Genomic DNA, 17625 nt, shown 5'->3' with positions numbered 1-17625 from the left:
ATTGAACGCCCTGAGTGCGAAGAACGCGAGAAAGACTTGCGCCGGCAAAATGCCGATGCCGCCCAGGCCGAGCGCGAGCGTACATCCAAACAGGGAAAACGCCGCCATGCCGTAAATCGCGCCGCGATACGACACGTAGAGCGCCGCCAGTCCGGCGACGAACACGATGACTCCGAATATCGTCAGTTCCACTTGCCGAAACCCCTATGCGTTCACGCAGCATTCGTGCGTGAACGATCTCGTTATTGTGTCAACTCAGGCTGAATGCCAGCGCCGCACCACAGGTGGCGTGTCGGCGAGCACTTTGTCGGCATCCATCGCGCGTTCCACTACACTGAGAAACTCCTGCTTGAACCGCTCTTCCGTAAAGCGCATCGCGTTACGACGGCAAACTTCCGCTTTGAGCGGCGGCTGACGCTCAAAGCGCTCCACCGCATCGACAATTGATTCCACGCTTTGCTCGCTGAAGAAGAGCCCCGTGCCGCGTTCGGGGTCCGGCGAATCCACCACGATCTCCCGCGAGCCTCCACGACCCAAAGCGATGACCGGCGTGCCGCAGGCCTGTGCTTCGACAACTGAAATACCGAAGTCTTCCTCCGCGGCGACGACGAACGCCCGCGCACGCTGCATGTAGTCGACCAGAGCCTCATCGGGCTGATAGCCGAGCAACGTCACATTGGGCGTGGCACACGCCTTCACACGCGCAAAGTCGGCGCCATCACCGATCACCACGAGACGCCGCGATGGCATCGTGGCGAATGCCTCGACGATGAGCGGTATGCGTTTGTATGGCACCATGCGCGAGGCAATCAAATAGAAGTCTTCGTGCTGGTCACCCAATTCGAACCGCTCCACATCGACCGGCGGGTAGACCACCGTGGCCTCGCTGCCGTACGCTTTGCGAATGCGTCGCCCCACGAATGCAGAATTGGCGACGAACGCATCCACGCCATGCGCCGTACGCTGGTCCCAGATCCGCATGTAGTGAAGCAACGCGCGCACGATCCAGCTTTTCATACCGCGCTGCAGCCCGGCTTCGCACAGATATTGATGCTGCAGATCCCACGCATACCGGATCGGCGAGTGCACATAACTGACATGCACCTGGTTCGGACCGGTCAAAATGCCCTTGGCCACAGCATGGCTAGACGAGATCACGAGATCGTAGGACGAGAGATCGAACTGCTCGATCGCCAGCGGCATGAGCGGGAGGTAAGTGCGAAACGATTTGCGCGCCCGCGGCAGATGCTGAATGAACGAAGTCGTTGCATGCCTGCCGCCCAGCACGCCCCGCTGCGACTCCGGGAAGAAGTCGACAACGCTGTATAGATCGGCCTGTGGAAAGAGCTGAAGAATCTGCCCCACGACCTTCTCCGACCCCGCGTAAGTGACAAGCCACTCATGCACGAGCGCGACACGGCCGAAACGGCGAGTGTCCTTCGCAAGATTGGATGCAAGCGTCACATTAGCCACGGCGAGATCTCCTCGATCAACCTGGTCGCAGTCGCTCGCCAGGTGAGCTCCGCAGTCCGTGCGCGGCCCCGTTCGCGCAGATTCTCGCGTAACGCGGCATCGCGCGTGATTCGCTCGAGCAAGCTCGCCAGTTCCGCAGGATCGTCTGGCGAGGTGTAGAGCACGGCGTCGCTGCATGCTTCCTGGACAGCCGGCAGCCGCGAAGCGATGACCGGGCAGCCAAGCGCCAGCGCCTCGACGGGCGGCAAGCCGAAGCCCTCGTAGCGTGACGGATACACGAAGCACGCCGCGCGCCGATAGAGCGCCGCGAGTTCGCTATCGCTTACGTAGCCGAGATGCTTCACGAACGCAGGCAACGCATCCTGGCCCGTACCGTAGACTCGTGCGTCGCCCCCGCCTACCACGATGATGTCGAACTGCGCGTCACGAATGAGGCGCGCCGCCTCGGCCACGAGCTGAAAATTCTTGTGACGATTGAGGCTTCCCACCGCAAGCACGAATGGACGCTCGTCGCGCGTGACTGACGTTGGAGCCGCATCCTGTTGCACACGCAACATGTGCTCGCCGCTCTCCGACACAACGCCGATCTTGTCTACCGGAATCCGGTAAGCGTCACTTAGTTCACGCCGCGAGAATTCCGACACGGTAATGACACGCCGCGATATGCGGCCAAGACGCGGCGCCATCAGGCGATACCAGGCAACAAAGGACCGGCTGTAGCTGTCCGGCACGCGCGCGGGCGCCGCGTCGTGCAGCACCGTGATTTGACGGCGATACCACAGGGGCCCGGAGTTGCAGAGATTGAGCAGCAACCGGCCGCGTGCGGCTTGCGGCAGCGCGAGCTGTTCCCAACGCAGGCCACCGCCCTTTCCGCTCGCGCGCAACGCGACGTGCCGGAACGGATTCGGCATGGCGGCCAGCGCTTCGGGAACGATGATCTCTGTCCGCAATCCGGCGACGCGTGGATCGCGCAGCTCGATCAGCTGGTCGAGTGCGCGGATCGTCTCGAACGCAAAGCGATCGACACCCGTCGCGCGGCGACCCAGGAAGCGGCCGTTAATCATCAGATTGGGGGCAAGCACGTGATTCATCCCAAGGTAGAAGGCACGGCCGGATTCAACGGGCCGCGCCATGCAATTCGTATGTCTTGAAGTGTGGCCGGTCTTCGCACCGGCGAATGTTCGCCGTCGCTCATGTCACGCCAACTCACGCATCCGAAGCCGGTCCCGGAGAGTCGGTGGCGAATTGCGATGGAAAGTCGCCGCTAATGCGATTGACGGATACGGTCAAGTCACGGACGACTGAAGCGCGTGATGAGTTCGCGCCTCATGCGGGCGGACAATCACACTGCCGCCGGTGAAGCGGGCTGAAGCAGGGCGAATTCGCTCCAGCCCATGAGGCGCCGCTTGACTGGCAATTCGATGGACCGCGGCGCAGTCATCGACGAAAAGATCGGGCGATTTTGCACACCTCGCAGTGCGCTACTCCGCCTTGGTGCTCCCCGTATCCTTGGCAAAGCCGTAGCTCGAATAGCCGTACGCGGCATATTCATTGCCATAGCGCCCCGGACGCGATGTCATGTCATTGAAGATCACGCCGCGAATCGGCACGCCAACCTGTTCGAAGCGACGCACGGACTCGCGCAGATCGCTCACGCTCGTCGCGCCCTGGCGCGCGATCACGAACACGGTGCCCGCCAATCTTCCGATGATCCCGGCGTCGGCCACCGGCAAAATCGGCGGCGCGTCGATCAGCACGAGCTCATACGTCGAATTGGCCCACGCCACGAAGTTCCGGAAAGCATCTTTTTGCAGCAGCTCGCTGGCATTGGTGACATAACCCCCGGTCGCAACGAAGTCGACGCCCGGCATCACGTCGCGATTCACCACGTGGTCGTAGCTCTGGCAGGGTTCAAAGATGTTGGTGACGCCCGGCATGCTCGGCACCGCCATATGCTGGTTCAGCGAGCCGCGCCGCAGATCCGCGTCGATCAGGAGCACACGCTTGCCAGACGCACCGAATACGGCGGCCAGATTGACCGAGACGAACGACTTGCCGACCATCGGTGTCGGCCCTGCCAGCAGCACGACACGATTATCCGCGTCCTCCAGCGAATGCTCGAGCGCGGTGCGGAAGCTGCGCAGGCTCTCGACCGCCGGGTCGAAAACGGCCGTATGCGCGAGCACCGTGTTCGCACCCGGCGCGCCGTACGGCAAACGGCGCGCAAGCGAATGCTGAATGCGGCTGCGCGGTACGGCCGCGAAGACTGCCAGCCCGGTGCCCGCTTCGATCTCGTCCACGACGGAGACGCCGCGGTTGAGCCTCTGACGCAGCAGCACGAGCGCGGCGCCGGCAAACAAGCCGGTGAACACGGCCGCGACCACGATAATGGCTCGCTTCGGCCGAATCGGTCCTTCAGGCGGCACCGCGGCGTCGATCATGCGGACATTCGACACGCGGCCTGCCTTGATCAGACGCAGCTGCTCGCGGTTGTTCAAGAGATTCGTGTAGATGTTCGTATCGACGGTCACTTCCCGCTGCAGGCGCACGACCTCTTGCTCCACCGGCGGCAGGGCGCGAGTCTGGCCGGCCAGGTGTTCCAGCGACTTCTGCGCTTCGGCCAGTTGCCCATTGATGGCGACGAGAGCCGGGTTGTCGTCGGTGAAACGGGCCATCGCCTGCGCGCGTTGCTGTTGTAGATCGGCGATACGCTGCTGCGCCAGCGCCGAACTCTGCAACAGTGCCGAAGCTTCGGCATCCAGATTGACGGCGCCGTGCGCCGAGCGGAATGCGTTGAACTCGTCCTCGGCTTTCTCCAGCTGGGCCTTGAGCAGAGGCAACTGACGGTCGAGGAAGGCAATCTGCTTTTGCGCTTCTTCCTGCGTGCGCTGAGCGTTCTGCCGGATGTATTCGTTGCCGACCGCGTTGAGAATGTTGCTGGTGAGTACCGGGTCTTCGCCATCCAGCGCAACGCCGATGACATCGGATTCCTTGCCCTTTTCCGTAATGGCGATTGCCGTCTGCAGCCCCTGGATCGCGCTCAGTTCGGACAGGCGCATCACGTTGAAGACCGTGCCCGGCTGCCCGTCGATCCTGCCGACGACGAGGTCGATGGCGCCACCCACCGTCGGCGCGTGCAGCGCTTCTCCCACTTTGCCTTCGAGCGTGATGCCGCCCCCCTCGAGCGTGTAGGCTCCCTCGCCCCGGTAGGTCAAGACAAACGGTCTGCCTTGGAGGCGCGTCGGCACGTCGAATTGCGTGACCTCGATCGCCTCGTCGCCCCAGGCGTAACCGCCCCATCCCGACCAGTTGCCGAGGCTCAGATGTCGCGCAGCCCAGCGGCCCACCACGGGGAAATAGCGTGGGGTCGCCTTGATATAGAGCTTGGTCGCATCCACGGCGGACGACACGACCATCCGCGAACGCAATACCTCCATTTCCGCCGATGCCTGGGTCTTGACCGCGAACTGGGAGGAAAGATCGGCCAGCGCCGATTTTGCACCGTTCGGGCTCTCCTCCACCTGAATGAGCATGTCCGATTGATAGACGGGGGACGCCAGTACCGCGTAGAGGGTGCCGATAAGCGTAAAGATCAGCGTAACGATCAGAATCGTCTTGCGGCCCGCGTAAAGCGTGTCCAGCATATTGCCCATATGACCGCCGTCGGGGGCGATCGGCATGATCGTCTCCGCAGGCCCTTCAAGAAGATAGTCGCGGTTATTCATCTTGTGCCCCCGAAAGCGAACAGGTCGATCGACGCGGTTCGTGTGGTTTATATCGTTCATGTACGCATCAGTATCCAATCGCTCGGCTCGTCGCAGCGGCCTGGGTCGTCGGCAAAATCAGGCTGATGACACGGCTCCACTTCACGAGAGTAGACGTATCGACGAATACGACATCGTTGGGCTTGAGCTCGAACGAATCGGCCGTGGCCATTGCCGACGCGCTGCTCGCGTCGAGATGGAACACGGTCGGCTGGCTGGTATCGCGTCCACGCACGACATACACCTGCGAGGCGTCGCCCGACGACTGGTTGATCCCTCCCGCATTGCCAAGTGCCTCGTTCAGCGACATGCGTCCGTTATTGAACATCACGCCGCCAGGACGCTCGACCTCGCCGACCACGAAAACCTTGCTGTCCGTCTGCGCGAAGATCCGCACAAGGTCACCATCGTGTAGCACGATCCGATCGGGATTGAACCCCTTGCGGATCATCGCCGGCATATCGATATCCACTGTGGTGTCTCCACGGGTCACTGACACATGCGAGCGGTCGGCATTGCTCGTGAAGCCGCCGGCCCGATTGATCGCCTCGGGCAACGTCATCGGCCGGTCGTTGAGCACCTGCACGCCCGGCGTCTTGACCTCGCCGTCGAGATACACGCGCTTGCTGCGATAGGTTTCGATGCGCACGGTGATCTGCGGCTGGCGCACGTATTTCGCGAGCTTCTCCGCGAGGATGTCGCGCACACCCATTTCCGAAAGACCCGCGACTTTCAGCGGACCAATATAGGCATACTGAATAAAGCCGTTGTTATCGACGGTGTAGCCGGACGCAACCGAACTGGCGCCCGAAGGACCGTCGCCGCCGCCGCCGCCCGCGGGCAGGTTGAGTTCGGGGTGATCCCAGACGACGATGGTGAGAATATCGCCGGGGCCGATTTCATACGGCGTGGCTTTGGCGAACATCTGCTGCACGTCTGCCGGAATGCCCTTGGGCCGCGCCGCGGCCTCCTTGTCGACGAGGTCCCTCGTGATCTCGACGAGCGTACCGGTCGGTGCACCAGCGATTCCCTTGGCCGCCACGCTATCAGGCACCGCTGCGCCAGATGCCGCAACGGCACCCGGGTTCGCCGTGGAGCCCGCCGCTCCGGAAGAGTAGGTCATGCCCGGCGCCAGAGCACAGCCGCTCAGCGCCGTGAGCGCCAGGCAAACGGCGCACGCAGCCCCGCGGCGCAGCGCGCCCGCGAGTCCAAAATCCCGCCCGACACGCGCGTGCGCACTCCCGATCCAGTTCATCGCAATCAGTCCCATCGCAACACCCCCAATCCGTTACATGCGTCCCGGGTCATGCCGTGTGAACCGGATACCTGATATGTCAACCGCGTCTCGTGCTAACACGTTTGCAGCCCGCTTTCACCCTCTTTTTCGGCTCGCTCGCAGCTCAATACGCGCCAGTTCCGCGAATCACGACAAAAAACGTCTTGAACAGAATCCCGATGTCCTTCCGGAAGGTCCAGTTCTCCACATAGGAAACGTCGAGCAGAACGCGCGTCGCGTAGTCGATATCGTTGCGTCCGCTCACCTGCCACAGACCCGTGATACCCGGCGTGGCCATCAGGTAGTACTTTCTCGCCTCGCCATAGCGCTCCAGCTCCTGGTCGATGATCGGGCGCGGGCCGACAAAACTCATCTGGCCGCGCAGGACGTTCCAGAGCTGCGGCAGTTCATCGAGGCTCGAGCGGCGCAGAAAGTGGCCGATCCGCGTTACGCGCACGTCGTTCTTGAGCTTGAATTCACGCTCCCATTCCGCGCGGGCTTCGGGGTCACGCTCGAGCAGATCCTTGAGCACCTGCTCCGAGTTCACCACCATCGACCGGAACTTGAGACAGCGGAATTTCTTGCCATGGCGGCCTACGCGCGTATGGCCGTACAGCGCCGGACCGCCATCGCGCTTGACCAGCAGCGCGAGCACGGCGAGCAGCGGCGAGAGCAGCACGATCGCGCTCACTGCCGCCACAATGTCAAAGACGCGTTTCAAGGCGTGCCCGATGACAGCGCTGCGAACCTTGTCGCGCGAACCGATTTCGTAAGCTTCCCCGCGCCACCATTCACGGGTCACTCGCAGCACGCTGAATTCCGAAAAGAACAGCGTGTGCGACAGCAACAGCGAAATACCCGTCGTCAGTGTCCAGTACATGAACCACGGCAACGCCAGCAGATGATCGTGATGAATCGCATAAAGCAGCACGAGTCCGCAAAGCTGCACCGCGAGCCAGGCGAACGCCGTGCGGCCCGCGACGCTGAAAAGCGACCGGCTGCCGCGCGTGCCATAGGTCCCGCAAGCGGGAAAGACCGAGAGCGCGAGTGCCGCGCAAAATGCCACCAGCGTGGGATCGGGGTGATGCACCTCGGCCACCTGTCCGGAATTCAGATTCAGGTGTACGGCGCAAATGGCGCCCAGCACGATCAGCACGACATCGACCGTACGTTGCAGCACGATGTCGACCGTACGTTGCGCAAACTCTGACCGTTGCGTTAACTCTGACATTTCCCTACCCCAGTGCGTGTCGTGTTCGTCAGACATTCATGGGCTGGCAGTCGTCCGCCATCGGCGAACGCACGGAAATCCCCGTCTCAGGCGATCCCTACGTCACGTGCCGCCTGCCCCGATAACCCACGACAACACATTACGGCGCGAGCGACGCAGGAACCGTGCGCAATCCCACCAACAGTTTCCGATCGCCGCTGCCTCATGATGCGAACCGCGCTGGGGACGCTCTGCAAGTCACAATGCGAGCGTTGCGTTATGTGCGCAACCGCACATAACGCAACGGCTCTCGGACCCGGTTCGCCTGATTGATATAAAGGATTCCTTAATGTTTACCCTGGAGATCGCGACAATCGACTCTATTTTCATTATCTGATCGCGACATCTGTGATAGACGGAATCTAGTCTCCCGCGGAGTGCCTATCCGTTCGCCGTCGCACACATGAAGTGGCCAATGACACGGCAAAATGCTTTCTGGCTGCGCCTCCAACCGGGGTAAGCCAATTGAAAATGCCGGCGTGGAGCGAGCAAGCGCGCGTAATCGGTAGCCGGCAACCGCTCCACGCGAGGAATACGCCGTGATGCATTCCGCAGGAAGCACCCATCGTCTGCCCACCGATACCGCCCGTTCGCGAGACGCGAGACACGCGAAACGGACCTGGCCGTTCGGCATACGTACCATTGAAAGCCTGGCGGCAGGTATCTGCGCACTCGCATGTGTATCGGCGGTGCACGCGAGCGACGCTGTGCACGCCATGCCAGCCGACGAATTCCTCCAGACGCTCGCTGTCGACACCCACGTCAGCTATACCGACGGCGCGTACGTCAACGTGCACAACGTCGCCGACGATATGGCGTGGCTCGGTATTCACCACGTCCGCGACTACCCGCCCGGCTCTTCCATCCCGTTCTCCAGCTATGTCTATCTCGCGCAGCGCGGGGTGAAATTCAACTTCCTGATGGGCGCGGACTTCGAGAAACACATCGGGCAGGTCGCGCAGTTGAATACCGAGGTGCCCGGCAGCGTTGCGGCCATCGAAGGCCCCAACGAACTCAACAACTTTCCAGTCGCTTACCAGGGGCTGACCGGCGCTGCAGCCGGGCTCGCTGTGCAGCGCGACCTCTACGCACGCGTACACGGCATGCCGGAGCTCAAAGCAGTGCCCGTATACGACGCGACCGGCTTCGACCCCAAGTCAGTCGAGACGCGTGCAGCTTCGGCCGACTTTGCGAATCAGCATGTCTACCCGCAAAACGGCGAGCAGCCCCTCTGGAACGCGAACGGCGACAAGTGGATGCTTGCGGCGATTCACCTGGGCCAGAGATTTCAGTTGCCGCTCGTCATCACCGAGTTCGGCTACTTTTCATTGCCGCAAGCGGGTTGGTACATGCTCGGCGTCGACGAGGACACGCAGGCCAAGGGCATTCTCAACGGTTATATGGATGCGGCGTCGGCGGGCGTGAAGCGGCTCTATGTTTATGAACTGCTCGACCAAAAGCCCGATCCGGCGCACAAGAACGATGAAATGCACTACGGGCTCTTTCGCAACGACAACAGTCCTAAGCCGGTGGCCTATGCCATTCGCAATCTCACGTCGATCCTGAACGCCAACATCTCACGGCGCGCAAGCGCAGCGGCGAGCAACACGCTCGCCTATACGCTTTCGGATATGCCGCAATCGGCGAATAGTCTGCTGCTGCAGAAAAAGGATGGCCGCTTCGTGCTGGTGCTCTGGAACGAAACGCTCATCTGGGACCGTGCGACAGGAAAGCCGCTCACCAGCCCGCCCGCGCGCGTCGATCTCGACTTTGGCGAAACAGCAAAACGCGTCGAGCTTTACGATCCGCTCGCTTCAGCGGAGCCGCGCAAAATCCATCGCGACGTGCGCCAACTCACCGTGGAAGTACCCGACCACGTCATCCTGCTCGAAGTCACACCCGCGAACGCGCCGGGAACCTGAGCGCGGCGCCGGCCGCAAGAGGTTCGGGGCGGGCAGCCTGTCCGCCTTTGTATAATCGCGCATTCCTTCTTCCGGTCGCGGTTTCCTTTCATGCTCAGTTTTGCCCTCGGCTTTCTCGTTTCCTTGCTGGTCACGCTGCTGATCGTGCGTTACGCGCATCTGCATGAAAGGTTTTCCGTCGATTCCGATCTCGTCGGCGTGCAGAAATTCCACGTGCGTCCCGTGCCGCGCATCGGCGGAACGGGCATCCTCGCGGGGCTGATCGTGGCGGCCGCGCAGTTGCACGGGGCGTATCCGGCCGTCTCCGGCGGCATACTCGGGATTGTCGCGTGCGGGTTGCCGGCGTTCGGTTCGGGGCTCATCGAAGACCTGACCAAGCGCGTCTCGCCGCTTGCGCGCCTCCTGTGCACGATGGCCGCCGCCGCGCTCGCGTTCTGGTTCCTCGGCATCGCGGTCACGCGCATCAGCGTGCCGCCGCTCGATTTTCTGCTTTCCTACGCCGCAATTTCATTCGTCATCACCGTGCTCGCGGTCGCCGCGCTCGCCAACGCGATCAACATCATCGACGGCTTCAACGGCCTCGCCTCGATGGTCGCGTTCATGATGTTCGCCTCGCTCGCCTACGTAGCCTTCCAGGTGCACGACCCCGTGGTGCTCTCCGCGTCGTTCATCATGATGGGCGCGGTGCTGGGCTTTTTCATGTGGAATTTCCCCGCCGGCCTGATCTTTCTCGGCGACGGTGGCGCGTATTTCATCGGCTTCATGCTCGCCGAGCTGTCGATCCTGCTCGTCATGCGCAACCGCGATGTGTCGGCCTGGTATCCGGTGCTGCTCTTCATGTATCCGATCTTCGAGACATGTTTCTCGATCTACCGGAAGAAGTTCGTGCGCGGCATGTCGCCCGGCATCCCCGACGGCGTGCACCTGCACATGCTCGTGTACAAGCGTCTCATGCGTTGGGTCGTGGGCGCGCGCAATGCTCGAGAACTCACGCGGCGCAATTCGCTCACTTCGCCCTACCTGTGGCTGCTCTGCCTGATCGCCGTGATTCCGGCCACGCTGTTCTGGCGCCACACGCTCCATCTGTTCTGTTTCGTCGTACTGTTCGCGCTCACCTATGTCTGGCTCTATGTGAGCATCGTGCGCTTTCGATCGCCCAAGTGGCTCGTCGTGCGCAGGACGCGCAAGCGCTGAGAACGGCTCGATGTCACGCACGCGTCGGCGCGCAGCCTCGGCGCATGTGTCCCCGCTTCGCGCGTAGAATTGAAAGGAAGGACGGCGCGCATTCTCCATGCCCGCCGCCGCTTCCATTCGACGCTTATTTGCCGCCTATTCGATTCAGGGAGAGCCAGGATGACCCGTTATCTCGCGTTTGCGCTTGCACTTTTCGCTGTGACACTCGCCGCCTGCAACACCATCGCAGGCGCGGGTGAGGACCTTTCGAAGGGCGGTCAGGCCATCACCAATTCGGCGGAAAAGGCGAAGTAAGCCGCCTGCGCGTGAATCGCGGTGCGAGCACCCGCTCACACTGCGGCGCCCTCGCGCAGCCGCGCGACTTCCGCTTCCAGTTCCCGTACGCGGGCCTCGCGTTGCGCGGCGGCCTCCTCCAGTTCGCGTACGCGCGCGTCGCGCTCGTCTAACGCGGCCTTCACGTCCGCGGCCTCAAAGCGCTGCGGAATGTGCTGCGGGCAGTTCATGTCCCACGCGTGCACCGTGAAGACGATCACCCGCTCGGCGCGCGCCTTGTAGCCCGCAGGCATCAATTCCTCGACCAGCGCCGGGTCTTCGACGACGCGCGCGCGGCCCCAAATCTTCACGCGCCGCCGCCGCGCATAGTCGATGACGAACAAATGCGCCTTCGGGTTATCGGTGAGGTTGCCGAGCGTGATGTATTGCTGGTTGCCGATGAAATCCGCGAAGGCAATGGTGTGCTCGTCCACCACATGCAGAAAGCCCGCCGGGCCGCCGCGATGCTGGATGTACGGCTGCCCTTCGGTATTCGCGGTGCCGAGGAATACGCTCGTTTGCGCGGCGATGAATTCCTGGATTTTGGGCGTGAGCGCCACGCCCCAGGCGTGATCGCGCTCCACGCTCGCATAGAGCTCGCGCGAACCCAGGCGCTCCTGCATCGCCTTGACCGTCGGCGTGAAGGCGATGTCGCTCGGATAACGGAGGATGCGATCGGCGGTCGAGGCGGTCGAGTCGTTCGGGCTCATGGCGGACTCCTGTGCAGCGCGCTGCGGAGTCTAAAGGCTAGGCGCTTGCACAGAAAAAGATAATCCACCGCCAGCAAGAATCATCCTTCCGAATTCTGGGAGGGCAAGCGGCCTGCGGGCACGCGGCTCGCTGTTGCGACACTTTCGCGTCCCGCGCGAGCGCCAGCGGTGCGCCGACGAGCGTGGCGGCACTTCCCGTGCCGTGCGGCCCGAAGCGCGCTACCCTTGACGTTTACGCCGCGAGGCCCGAGTCCACTCAACCGCCCGGCGGCCGCATGCGCCGGGTGCCATGGCAGGGAGTCGAACATGTCGAAAACGATCTGGATTGTTGTCGCCAACCGTGTGACCGCGCGCATTTTCGCCGCCGAAAGCCCGCTGGGTGCCATCGACGAGGTCGAGACGCTGCTCCATCTGCAAGGCCGCATGTCGGACGAGAACCTCGTGACCGACAAGCCGGGGCGCACCACCGACCGCGTCGGCTTCGGCCGCAGCGCGACCGATCCCGACACCAGCCAGCACGACCACGAAGCCACCGTGTTCGCGGCCGAGATCGCGACGACGCTCGCGAAGGCCCGCAACGACGCGCGCTACGGCACGCTGGTCCTCGCGGCGCCGCCCGCGTTCCTCGGTGCGTTGCGCAAGGCAATCGACGCACAAACGCGCAGCCTCGTCACGCTCGAACTCGACAAGGATCTCGCGGCGCTCGACGCACGTGAACTGCGCACGCGCTTGCCTGAGCGGCTCGTGCGGGCCGGCGCGTGAGCCAGCCCGTCAGTCGGTAAAATCCGCGCCGCAAGGCGATATCCGGTGCGGTGAGTGAGGATTGCCCCGCTCACCCCGCCAGATGCGCGACGCATGCGCGCACGACGCCGATGACGTTCTCGCCCGCCAGCATGCCGAGCAGCCCGACGAGCGCGATGGTCGGCGGCGCGGGCGACTTCACCTGCAGCACGTTGTAGAGCAGGCCCGCGAGCGCGCCGACCGCGAACGACACCAGATAGGCCTTCATCTCTATCTCCTGTTCGTTCTTCGGGCGCTCACGCCATGTCGATCACGACGCGCCCCGGCGTGCCCGCCGCGACCGCCTCGTAGGCTTCGCGTGCCCGCGCGAGCGGAAAGTGCGCAGCCACGACGGGCGGCTCGAACTGGCCCGCGTCGAACGCTTCGGCAATCGCGCGCATGAGCGGCGCGGATTCGGCTACGCCGAGCTTCGCGCTATCGGCGCCGAGCAGCTGCGTCTCGTTGTGATAGAAGTCGATCAGGTCGAACTCCACGCGCCGCTTGCCCGTCGCGCTGATCTCGACCACGCGGCCACGCCGCTTCGCAAGCGAGAGCGCCAGTTCGAACGCCACGCCGCCCACGGCGTCGTAGACCACGTCCGCGCCTGCGCCATCCGTCAGTTCGCGCACGCGCTCGGCGGTGTGCTCGTTCATGGGAACGAAGGCGTCGATGAGACGCGCGGCCGGCGAGCCGGCAAGCGGCGCCTCGCGGCCCACGCCGATCACGCGCGCGCCGCGCGCCTTCGCGATCTGCGTAACCGCGCCGCCGACCCCGCCCGACACGCCGATCACGGCGATCGTCTCACCCTCGGCGAGGCGCGCGTAATCGACGGTGCCCAGCCACGCCACGACGAAGTTCACGCCAATCGACGCGGCCTGCGCGTGCGAGAGCGCCGCGGGCTTGCGTACGAGCGCAGCCTCGGGCACCTCGATGAACTCGGCATGCGTGCCGTCGCGCGTGAAGCCGATGTCGCCGCCCGTGCCCCAGACCTCGGCGCCGAGCCACTCCGCGGGGCCAGCCACCACCACGCCACTGAAGTCGCGCCCCGGGACGCGCGGGGGCACCGTGTGCTCGAAATGGCCGGCGACGTTCTTCACATCGCTCGGGTTGACCGAGGCGGCGCGCACCTGCACGAGCGCGCTGCCGGCCTTTGGCGCGGGCGTGGGCAGATCGAGATACTCGAGCACCTCGGGCTTGCCGAAGGTCCTGAACTGGATGGCTTTCATGGCGGGACTCCGTGCAATCAGTTTTTGCGCAACGCCTTACGCGAACGCGTTATCGAACTGTCAATGTAGTTTGCTGCAGGCCGGTCGTGTGGACAGACGCTTTCGAATTTCGGACAAGGTAACTCTTTAACTAATTGCTGACTTGTGTACGGTCACACACAAAACTACGCACACGCGTGCGTTTTGGCGATGTCAGAATAGCCTCGATCAAACGCAGAGCATCCGTCCCGCGCGCCATTGGCGAACGCGCAGACCGCGCATCCACCATGCAAAAGCTAAAGTCTCTTACCGTGCTGCGCGCTGTTGCAGCGACAACGGTCATCTTCTTTCACATCATGTCGCCGACTGGACATACGCTCGGTGAATTCGGCGTCGACATTTTCTTCGTGATAAGCGGTTTCGTCATCGCCCTCGTGCTGGACAACCCGAATTTGACCACACAGCGCTTTCTCGCGGACCGCGTTGCCCGCATCGTGCCGCTGTATTGGGTGTTGACGTTCGGTGTATTCGCCGGGGCACTCATTGCGCCGGAGTTGTTGAATTCGACCACAGCGGACCTCGGGAATCTGCTGAAGTCGCTCTTTTTTATTCCCTATCGCAAGGAAAGCGGCCAGATATTCCCGATGTTGTTCGTCGGCTGGACGCTGAACTACGAAATGTTGTTTTACGTGGTCACAGCCGTTTCGTTGATGCTGGTGCGCCGTCGCCGCCTGCTGTTCACTTCTGCGCTGATCCTTGCGATCTTTTGCGCGGCGAAGGCATCGAACTCGCACGGCGTATTCACCGCGTTCTATGCGAATCAGCGTTTATTCGAGTTCCCGCTCGGCTTCATGGCCTACCAGATCTGGAAATCCGGAGTCCGAATCAAGCTGCCGCTTGCGGGGTGCATCGCGGTAGCGGCCTATGCGTGGATGGCCTACATCAACTGGCACAACCTTTCCAACGCACCGCTGCTTTACTACGGCCTGCCGGCTTTCGTACTGATCGGCTGCACACTGAGCCTGGAACCGGCGATGGGCTCGGGCTCGTTGACACGCGCAGCCATATTCATCGGCGATGCGAGCTATGCCATCTATCTGAGCCATCCATACTGTGTGGAAGCTGCGCGCAAGCTGCTGCCGGGCGCTCTCGGCGGCTTTGATCCGACTGCGCCGCTCGGGGTGGTGCTCACGATGATCGTGGCTACGGCGATGGGCGCCGCGCTCTACCAGTTCGTCGACTGGCCGCTGCATAGGCGCGCGCGTCGTCTGTTGCACGCTGTGCCGGCCATACGGTTGCGCAGATCGCGCGCTGCCGGCGCGAGCGATGCAGGCACAGGCTTGCAGGAGGAACCGGCCGGCAACTTGCCAGTCAACGAGGACGCTCACTGCTAACTGAACAGCGAAGCGCGCGGGCAGCAAGCGACGTTTTCCCGCGCTCCCAGAGGCACTTAGCGGAACTCACGCCGCACATATTCAAAGTGCGTTAATCGGAATCTTCAGATAACGCACGCCGTTGGCTTCGGGCTCCGGCAGGCGACCCGCGCGGATATTCACCTGGATCGACGGCAGGATCAGATTCGGCATGGCGAGCGTGCGGTCGCGCGCGGTGCGCATCTGCACGAACGCCTCTTCGCTCACAGTCTCGTTCAGGTGGATATTGCCGCTGCGCTGCGCGCTCACCGTGGTCTCGAAACACGGCCCGCGCGAAGCCGGCGGATAGTCGTGGCACATGAAGAGGCGCGTGTCGCCCGGCAGATCGAGCAGCTTGCGCGCCGAACGGTAAAGCGTGTGCGCGTCGCCGCCCGGAAAGTCGCAGCGCGCCGAGCCCACGTCGGGCATGAAAAGCGTGTCGCCCACGAACACGGCGTTGCCGATCTGATACGCGAGATCGGCAGGCGTGTGGCCGGGCACGTGTAGCGCGCGCGCCTCCAAAGCGCCGACCCGGAATGTCTCGCCGTCCTGGAACAGCACGTCGAACTGACTGCCGTCCGGGCTGAGCGTCTCGGCGAGATTGAACACCGCGCTAAATACACCCTGCACGTCGCGAATGTGCTCGCCAATGGCAATGCGCCCGCCCAGCTGCGCCTTCAGATACGGTGCCGCCGAGAGATGATCGGCATGCGCGTGCGTTTCCAGCAGCCACTCGACGCGAAGCTCGTAGTCGCGCACGAACGCGATCACGCGATCGGCCGATTCCGTGGAGGTGCGGCCCGATTTCGGATCGTAGTCGAGCACCGGGTCGACGATCGCGCAGGCGCTGCCGCGCCCGGCGTGCACGACGTAGGTGACCGTGGCCGTGACGGGGTCGAAAAAGGGCTCGACGGTGGGCTCGGGTGTGGGTAGCTGGGCTGGGTGGGACATCAACGACTCCGCAAAGATGACCCTCTATTGAAACACATATTATAAATTTATATAATGTTTTTAGACAAAGTATAATCTGGCGCATTGACTTGCTACCTCGTCCCACGAGGCGACCCATGAACTCACCACTCACTCCCGAAGCGCTCGCGGCCCTGCGCGAATCCGCCGAAAAGTGCTGCGCACTGCTCAAGGCGCTTGCCCACGAAGACCGTCTCCTGCTGCTTTGCCAGCTCACCGAAGGCGAGCGCAACGTCGGCGAGCTCGAGGAGCTGGTGGGCGTGCATCAGCCGAGCCTTTCGCAGCACCTCGGCAAGCTGCGCGACGAAGGTCTCGTCGATACGCGCCGCGAAGGCAAATACATCTACTACCGCCTCGCGAGCCCCGAAGTCATTCAGGTCATGCAGACGCTCTCGAGCCTCTATTGCGGGCGGCTCAAGGTCCATCCGGCATGAGTCTCGACCTCGCTCACTTCACGCCCTACGCCTCGTTGGCGGGCGGCCTGATGATCGGCGCGGCCGCCGCGCTTTTCGTGCTCGTGAACGGGCGCATCGCCGGGATCAGCGGCTTGCTCGGTGGGTTGCTGCCGGGCTCGGGCGGCGAGCGCGGCGTGAATGCCGCGTTCGTCATCGGCCTCGTTGCCGCCCCCTTGCTGTGGCGGCTGCGCGCAGCGCTTCCGGCCATGCAGATCGATGCGTCTGCGTTCACGCTCGTCGTGGCGGGCCTGCTGGTCGGCATCGGCACGCGTTACGGCTCGGGCTGCACGAGCGGCCACGGCGTGTGCGGGATCGCGCGCGGTTCGCGCCGCTCGTTCGTTGCCACGGGCGCGTTCATGGCGGCGGGCTTCGCCACCGTGTTCGCCGTGCGTCACCTGATCGGAGGCTGAGATGCGAAAACTCAGCGCATTCGCGTGCGGTCTGCTGTTCGGCATCGGCTTGCTCGTCTCGGGCATGGCCAACCCGGCCAAGGTGCTCGGCTTTCTCGATCTCGCCGGAAATTGGGACCCGTCGCTTGCCTTCGTGATGGCAGGCGCCATCGCCCTCGCCGCGCCCGCCTTCTGGCTCGCGCGCCGGCGTGCGTCGAGCCTCGCTGGCGCCCCGATTCAGCTGCCCACGTCGCGTCGAATTGATGGCCGACTGGTTGGCGGCGCCTTGCTGTTCGGCGCGGGCTGGGGGCTCGCGGGCTTCTGCCCCGGCCCCGCGCTCGTCGCCGCGGGCGGCGGCCAGCCGCGCGCCTGGCTCTTCGTCGCCGCCATGCTCGCGGGCATGGCAATTTTCGCCGTGCTGGAGCAGCGCCGCCGCTCGCAAGAAGCCGCATCGATCCATACCAAACCGCAATAAAAGCAGCACTACGCCGCAC

17 protein-coding genes are annotated in these 17625 nt (G+C 63.3%); 8 read left to right on the top strand and 9 right to left on the bottom strand.

Annotated features, from left to right (window positions below; all coding sequences use genetic code 11):
* Positions 1 to 255: 255 nt before the first annotated feature.
* The 5 genes from ACOJB8_RS34635 to ACOJB8_RS34615 all read right to left on the bottom strand — a co-directional run bounded on the left by ACOJB8_RS34635 (position 256) and on the right by ACOJB8_RS34615 (position 7744).
* Positions 256 to 1473, bottom strand: coding sequence for a glycosyltransferase family 4 protein (locus ACOJB8_RS34635; RefSeq protein WP_475016695.1), 1218 nt, complete (start codon positions 1471 to 1473; stop codon positions 256 to 258).
* Entirely contained in the window at positions 1461 to 2564 is a 1104-nt protein-coding gene (locus ACOJB8_RS34630; protein ID WP_368603976.1) for a glycosyltransferase family 4 protein, read from the bottom strand. The genes ACOJB8_RS34635 and ACOJB8_RS34630 overlap by 13 nt, the downstream gene beginning before the upstream one ends.
* A gap of 390 nt (positions 2565 to 2954) precedes the next feature.
* Positions 2955 to 5153, bottom strand: coding sequence for a GNVR domain-containing protein (locus ACOJB8_RS34625; protein WP_475016657.1), 2199 nt, complete (start codon positions 5151 to 5153; stop codon positions 2955 to 2957).
* 112 nt (positions 5154 to 5265) lie between these two features.
* Positions 5266 to 6360, bottom strand: a complete 1095-nt coding sequence (locus ACOJB8_RS34620) for a polysaccharide biosynthesis/export family protein (protein ID WP_475016655.1) — start codon at positions 6358 to 6360, stop codon at positions 5266 to 5268.
* A 277-nt stretch (positions 6361 to 6637) separates the two neighbouring features.
* Positions 6638 to 7744: a sugar transferase gene (locus ACOJB8_RS34615; RefSeq protein ID WP_368603924.1), complete on the bottom strand. Its 1107-nt coding sequence runs from the start codon at positions 7742 to 7744 to the stop codon at positions 6638 to 6640.
* Between the two features lie 755 nt (positions 7745 to 8499).
* Here ACOJB8_RS34615 and ACOJB8_RS34610 point away from each other — a divergent pair.
* The 3 genes from ACOJB8_RS34610 (at position 8500) to ACOJB8_RS34600 (ending at position 11193) form a co-directional block, all read left to right on the top strand.
* Positions 8500 to 9705, top strand: coding sequence for a calcium-binding protein (locus tag ACOJB8_RS34610; protein ID WP_475016653.1), 1206 nt, complete (start codon positions 8500 to 8502; stop codon positions 9703 to 9705).
* Between the two features lie 90 nt (positions 9706 to 9795).
* Positions 9796 to 10899, top strand: a complete 1104-nt coding sequence (locus tag ACOJB8_RS34605) for an MraY family glycosyltransferase (RefSeq protein ID WP_069267713.1) — start codon at positions 9796 to 9798, stop codon at positions 10897 to 10899.
* 159 nt (positions 10900 to 11058) lie between these two features.
* Positions 11059 to 11193, top strand: coding sequence for an entericidin A/B family lipoprotein (locus tag ACOJB8_RS34600; RefSeq protein WP_069267714.1), 135 nt, complete (start codon positions 11059 to 11061; stop codon positions 11191 to 11193).
* A gap of 35 nt (positions 11194 to 11228) precedes the next feature.
* Here the strand turns inward: ACOJB8_RS34600 and ACOJB8_RS34595 are convergent, their stop codons facing one another.
* A complete protein-coding gene (locus ACOJB8_RS34595; protein WP_368683798.1) occupies positions 11229 to 11921 on the bottom strand; it encodes a pyridoxamine 5'-phosphate oxidase family protein in 693 nt (230 codons plus the stop codon).
* Between the two features lie 306 nt (positions 11922 to 12227).
* Between ACOJB8_RS34595 and ACOJB8_RS34590 the strand changes: the two genes are divergently transcribed.
* Complete coding sequence (locus ACOJB8_RS34590; protein ID WP_028202093.1) at positions 12228 to 12683, top strand: host attachment protein; 456 nt, start codon at positions 12228 to 12230, stop codon at positions 12681 to 12683.
* Positions 12684 to 12753: 70 nt separating this feature from the next.
* Here ACOJB8_RS34590 and ACOJB8_RS34585 read toward each other — a convergent pair whose 3' ends face one another.
* Entirely contained in the window at positions 12754 to 12930 is a 177-nt protein-coding gene (locus ACOJB8_RS34585) for a DUF1427 family protein (protein ID WP_342947748.1), read from the bottom strand.
* 28 nt (positions 12931 to 12958) lie between these two features.
* The gene (locus tag ACOJB8_RS34580) at positions 12959 to 13927 is read right to left on the bottom strand and encodes a quinone oxidoreductase family protein (RefSeq protein WP_406953142.1); all 969 of its coding nucleotides are present in this window, start codon (positions 13925 to 13927) and stop codon (positions 12959 to 12961) included.
* Positions 13928 to 14103: 176 nt separating this feature from the next.
* On the opposite strand from ACOJB8_RS34580, the gene ACOJB8_RS34575 reads away from it, so the two are divergent.
* Positions 14104 to 15300 carry an acyltransferase family protein gene (locus ACOJB8_RS34575; RefSeq protein ID WP_475016650.1) on the top strand — a complete coding sequence of 399 codons (1197 nt, stop codon included), beginning with the start codon at positions 14104 to 14106 and terminating at the stop codon, positions 15298 to 15300.
* A gap of 81 nt (positions 15301 to 15381) precedes the next feature.
* Here the strand turns inward: ACOJB8_RS34575 and ACOJB8_RS34570 are convergent, their stop codons facing one another.
* On the bottom strand, positions 15382 to 16269 hold the full coding sequence (locus tag ACOJB8_RS34570; RefSeq protein ID WP_475016648.1) for an MBL fold metallo-hydrolase: 888 nt from the start codon (positions 16267 to 16269) through the stop codon (positions 15382 to 15384).
* Positions 16270 to 16385: 116 nt separating this feature from the next.
* Here ACOJB8_RS34570 and ACOJB8_RS34565 point away from each other — a divergent pair, with 116 nt between their 5' ends.
* Genes ACOJB8_RS34565 through ACOJB8_RS34555 form a run of 3 tightly spaced genes read left to right on the top strand, consistent with a single transcriptional unit; the run spans position 16386 to position 17606 of the window.
* Positions 16386 to 16721 carry an ArsR/SmtB family transcription factor gene (locus ACOJB8_RS34565; protein ID WP_028202089.1) on the top strand — a complete coding sequence of 112 codons (336 nt, stop codon included), beginning with the start codon at positions 16386 to 16388 and terminating at the stop codon, positions 16719 to 16721.
* Positions 16718 to 17152, top strand: coding sequence for a YeeE/YedE family protein (locus ACOJB8_RS34560; RefSeq protein WP_475016646.1), 435 nt, complete (start codon positions 16718 to 16720; stop codon positions 17150 to 17152). The genes ACOJB8_RS34565 and ACOJB8_RS34560 overlap by 4 nt, the downstream gene beginning before the upstream one ends.
* A 1-nt stretch (position 17153) precedes the next feature.
* Positions 17154 to 17606, top strand: a complete 453-nt coding sequence (locus ACOJB8_RS34555; protein WP_069267731.1) for a YeeE/YedE family protein — start codon at positions 17154 to 17156, stop codon at positions 17604 to 17606.
* Positions 17607 to 17625: the final 19 nt, after the last annotated feature.

This window comes from Paraburkholderia sp. BR10141 (assembly GCF_056155635.1).
This window is presented reverse-complemented; position numbering and strand designations above follow the sequence as displayed.